The following is a 4,151-nucleotide window of genomic DNA, read 5'->3' as shown; positions in this document are numbered from 1 at the left end:
TACGGGACGTGGAACTGATCCTGGCGGAGCGGGGCGTCACCGTCACCCATGAGAGCATCCGGAACTGGTGCCGCAAGTTCGGTTCGGAGTTCGCCCATAAGCTACGGCGACGCCGGCCGAGGCGGGGTGACACTTGGCACCTCGATGAGGTGTCCGCTGCCATGACCTGCGGCACACATGGGCAATCCGGGTGCTTCAGAAGGGATCCGACATCTACGCCGTATCCCGGCACCTGGGGCACTCGAACGTGCGGACAACTGAAATTCATGTGGCTTGGCTAAGGGATGGATGGAGTTGATTTTGACAATCTGATCGAGTGCCACGGCAGAGAAGCAAGCGGTTCTGCATTCGGGGGTAGTGAACGGCCTCTGCGACGTCGGCCGGCTCGGCTTCGTGCCAGCCGTCAGCGCTCATCGCCGGTTCCCACCGGCAACCGCCCGGTGACCTCGGCCACGGCGCGCGCTTGGGCCAGCAGGATTCGGCGGCCCTCGGTGTCCAGGCCGTCCCAGATCAGCCCCAGCTCAGCGCGGCCCGGTGCCGCTCTGACAGGCTCTGGCGGGGTGGGGAGAAGGGTGAGGGGCATGGCAGCAGCCTCCGGACGAGTGGCAGAGGGTAGGCCCAAAAGGAACGCAAAGCGAACATCTGGGATGCATCGATCGCGCAGCGCGGCGCAGAAGGTTCACTTGAAGGTGGTATGGTGCAGTGCAACATGAGTGCAGGGGTAGGGAGGAACAGGCAAAAGGAGCCACCTCCATGTTCGTATCAATGATCGGCATCGCCGCACTCTGCGTCGTCAATATTTGGGTGCGGTATTCTGCCCACCGTCAGGGGCTCGATAGCCTTCCTACCGGGCCGCTGGGATCCTGACGTCTGGCCGGAGCGCGTGATCTAGGAGCCGACAGATCAACGCGCTTTGGCTTCCTTCTCCAGAGGCACCGTCAATTTGAGCGAGCTTGGCGGACTGGCTCCGGGCAGGTAGGCAGCCGGAATGAGCTCGCCAGCCGCCAAGTTCCTCTATGCCGGCCACCGCTTCCCGGCCGAGGTGATTAGTCAGGCAGTGTGGCTGTACTTTCGCTTTCCGCTCAGCCTTCGCATGGTCGGGGAAATGCTGGCGGCACGTGGCATCGTGGTCAGCCACGAGACCATTCGACAGTGGGCGCTCAAGTTTGGTCAGGAGTTCGCCAACGGGATCCGGCGCCGGCTGACGCGGGCGGGTGACAAGTGGCACCTGGCTGAGGTCGTCCTCAAGATCAACGGCCTGACGCACTGGCTCTGGCGCGCCGTCGACCAAGCCGGGATGGTGCTCGACGTGCTGGTGCAGCGCCGACGGGACAAGCAAGCGGCCAAGCGGCTACTCAGGAAGCTGCTGAAGCGGCAGATGCGGCCACCGCGTGTCATGATCACCGACAAGCTGGCGAGCTACGGCGCCGCGAAGGAGGAGGTGATGCCCTCCGTCGAGCACCGGCAGCACAAGGGGCTGAACAACCGGGCAGAGAACTCGCGTCAGCCGACGCGACGACGAGAGCGGCAGATGAAGCGGTTCAAAAGGGACACTAAGTCTCGGCTAATCCTGCTGCAGCGACAGTGCCAGAGTATTGTTGACGTACCGTGGTTGCAGGCGGACGTAGTCGTGCCATTGGTAGGTCCTCGCGACCGAACCCCCGCCCGCAAGGGGGCGGACGGAGCCTGGTCGGATCGGAAATAGCGCTATCGCCGATACTACTATTACCTAGCCTGACGACGTGCTGCTTACCGTCACGATAACGTGGTCATGTCGCGACCAGTCCTGACAGCTACCGAGTAGCGTCCGAGCGGCAAAAAGTACACAGGCGCTCCAACTCAAAGATGGCGCGGCACGTTTCATCCAGCGTGGAACGGTGGGCTTAATGACGTACGACGTGCTTGTCCTCGACGACGATGAGTTGGTGCTGGACGTCACGGTCCAGGCGCTTGAGGACGCCGGCTTTGCCGTGCAGATGGCCGATACTGCAACTGCTGCCTTACAGTACCTTGAAGGCCCAGGCGCCTACCAGGTTGTTCTCACCGACATCAACCTGGGTGAGGCGCTGAATGGGTTTGCGGTCATCGAGCGGACCCGAGTGGCCCGTCCGGACATCAAGGTCATCTACTACTCGGGCCTGCCCAGCAACTGGCATGATCGGCAACTGGGTGAACAGGAGCGACGGCTGAACAAGCCTTTCGGCTTCGTCGAACTGCTCCAGGTCATGGAGGATCTGAAGGTCTGGCCCAGCAACCCTCCCGCACTCGGTAGTGCCCGGGCAACCTTTTAGCGTGGCGGATGCCGGCTCGGTTGAGGAATGTGAGATCAGCGCGCCATCAGACATGTCTGCAAAGAGCTGGCGCGGAGTGCTGCGGCAAGCTGGTCTGCAGGTTGTCGAGAAGAGGCTGCTGGGTGAGGCGGCAGCGGTCGCTTTCTACGCTCTGCTAACGGTCTTCCCCGCGCTGGCAGTGCTGCTTTGGCTGTGCGGCGTCCTGCTGGAGCCAGACGCGGCAGCACAAACGTTGCGGGACGCCGCGTCAGGGTCCCTGCCAGCCGGTGCAGCGGAGGTGGCCGGTGAGCTCCTCGGCCGCCTCGCTGCATTCCGGGAGGGTGGGTTTGGTTGGGGGACCGCGACCGCGGTGATTGCCGCCGCCCTCTGGGGAGCAATCGTTACCGCTGCCCAGCTCTTTGGCGCGCTGAACGTCGCCTATGACGAGCGGGAGAGCCGAGGCTTGCTCCGCCTGTACGCCACTGCACTGATCTTCTCCCTCAGCGCCGCGGTCTTCATCCTGCTGGCACTCGGCGCCATCCTTGTGCCCGCCGTACTGGCCGATGCCGGGAGCACTTTGGAGGGGCTGCTTCACTTTGGCCGCTGGCCAGTCCTTCTTGCCGCGGTGTCGTTTGGCCTGGCTCTGACCTATCGGCACGGACCCAGCCGCAAGTGCCCGCGGTGGCAGTGGGTGAGTTGGGGCGGCACCCTCGCAGCGTTGGCCTGGCTCCTCAGCTCGGCTGCCTTCTCCTTCTATGTTGCCCAGTCCGGTGGTTACGACCGGCTCTATGGCTCCCTCGGCGCCGTAGTGGCGCTGATGGTATGGGCCTGGCTGTCGAGTGCCGCCGTGCTGATCGGTGCAGCCCTCAATGCCGAGCTCGAGCGGCATTCTGCAGGTTCAGCCTGATTGCCTGACCCGGAGTTCCCCCGAGTGGCTGACCTTCCATCGCATGACAACGCCGACCAGCAGCAGCTCCGGCTCATCCTCGCCGCCCTGCAGGATGGCGTCATCCTCATCGGCTCTGACCAGACGATCACCTGGGCCAATAGGGCAGCCCTCAAGATGCACGGCGTGCATCAGGTAGCCGAACTGGGCGCTACCGTGTCCGAGTACCGCAGACGCTTTGAGCTGCGCTACCGTAACCGGCACCGCCTGCCAGAGGGCGCCTACCCGATGGAGCGGGTGATGGCGGGTTAGGCCTTCGACGAGGTGGTGGTCGAGGTGGCGCGGGCCGGGGAGAACGAGGCGCTCTGGACCCACCGCATCCGCAGCCTGGTGCTCAACGATGCCGCAGGTGTTCCGAACTGCCTGGTTCTCATCCTGAACGACGAGACCGAGCGCTTCGACGCCGAGGAGCGCTTCGAGGCGGCCTTCAACGCGAACCCGGCGCCGGCAGTCATCATGCGGCTGTCGGACCACCGGCACATCAAGGTCAACCGCGGCTTCCTCGAAATGACCGGCTACGCCGAGGAGCAGGTGGTCAGCCGCTCGGCCTACGAGATCGATGTACTGGAGGGCGCCGCCAGGCGGGAGCTCGCCGTCGAGCGGCTGCAGCAGGGACGGACCATCCCGCAGATGGAGGCCGTGCTGCAGCTGGCCGGGGGCGGCGAGAAGCGGGTGGTGGTCGCCGGTCAGCCGATCGAGGTTGGTAACGCGGACTGCATGCTCTTCACCTTCGTCGACATCGAATCTCACAAGCGCACCGCGGAAGCCCTGCTGCGGAGCGAGAAGGGCTTCGCGGTGGCTTTCCGCCTCGCGCAGGTGCCGACCATCCTTGTCCTGCGCTCCGGCTGCCGCCTGCTGCGGGCCAACGATGCCTTCGTTCGGGAGAGCGGCTACGCGGAGGCGGAGCTCATCGGCAAAGAGGCCGGGGAGATTGG

The 4,151-nt window shown here is 64.5% G+C and carries 6 protein-coding genes and 2 pseudogenes; 7 read left to right on the top strand and 1 reads right to left on the bottom strand.

The genetic code is table 11. The annotated features are described in order from the left end of the window. Positions 1 to 152, top strand: a pseudogene (locus BO39_RS34820) (IS6 family transposase); the annotation flags it as partial. A gap of 14 nt (positions 153 to 166) precedes the next feature. Continuing rightward, a complete protein-coding gene (locus BO39_RS32255) occupies positions 167 to 298 on the top strand; it encodes a tyrosine-type recombinase/integrase (protein ID WP_084698673.1) in 132 nt (43 codons plus the stop codon). Positions 299 to 403: 105 nt separating this feature from the next. Here BO39_RS32255 and BO39_RS29040 read toward each other — a convergent pair whose 3' ends face one another. Continuing rightward, positions 404 to 583 (bottom strand): hypothetical protein, encoded by a 180-nt coding sequence (locus BO39_RS29040; RefSeq protein WP_043840335.1) that lies wholly within the window; start codon positions 581 to 583, stop codon positions 404 to 406. Between the two features lie 405 nt (positions 584 to 988). On the opposite strand from BO39_RS29040, the pseudogene BO39_RS29035 reads away from it, so the two are divergent. The 5 genes and pseudogenes from BO39_RS29035 to BO39_RS29020 form a co-directional block, all read left to right on the top strand. Continuing rightward, a pseudogene (locus BO39_RS29035) lies at positions 989 to 1,612 on the top strand (IS6 family transposase); the annotation flags it as partial. A gap of 274 nt (positions 1,613 to 1,886) precedes the next feature. After that, positions 1,887 to 2,291 (top strand): response regulator, encoded by a 405-nt coding sequence (locus BO39_RS30760; protein WP_052403025.1) that lies wholly within the window; start codon positions 1,887 to 1,889, stop codon positions 2,289 to 2,291. A gap of 1 nt (position 2,292) precedes the next feature. Continuing rightward, positions 2,293 to 3,177: a YihY/virulence factor BrkB family protein gene (locus tag BO39_RS29025; RefSeq protein WP_156964144.1), complete on the top strand. Its 885-nt coding sequence runs from the start codon at positions 2,293 to 2,295 to the stop codon at positions 3,175 to 3,177. 24 nt (positions 3,178 to 3,201) lie between these two features. After that, entirely contained in the window at positions 3,202 to 3,468 is a 267-nt protein-coding gene (locus BO39_RS34145) for a PAS domain-containing protein (protein WP_052403023.1), read from the top strand. A 12-nt stretch (positions 3,469 to 3,480) separates the two neighbouring features. Then, on the top strand, positions 3,481 to 4,151 hold a 671-nt coding region (locus tag BO39_RS29020), incomplete at its 3' end, for a PAS domain-containing protein (protein ID WP_211257611.1).

Origin of the sequence: Roseomonas aerilata DSM 19363 (assembly GCF_000711725.1) — a bacterium.
GTDB lineage: Bacteria > Pseudomonadota > Alphaproteobacteria > Acetobacterales > Acetobacteraceae > Roseomonas > Roseomonas aerilata.
The sequence above is the reverse complement of the archived record's forward strand: the minus strand, read 5'-3'. Positions and strand labels throughout refer to the sequence as shown.

Bases quoted from the DNA above. Each gene is read 5' to 3' on its own strand.
- BO39_RS30760 (WP_052403025.1), top strand. From the start codon at position 1,887: ATGACGTACGACGTGCTTGTCCTCGACGACGATGAGTTGGTGCTGGAC.
- BO39_RS29040 (WP_043840335.1), bottom strand. From the start codon at position 583: ATGCCCCTCACCCTTCTCCCCACCCCGCCAGAGCCTGTCAGAGCGGCA.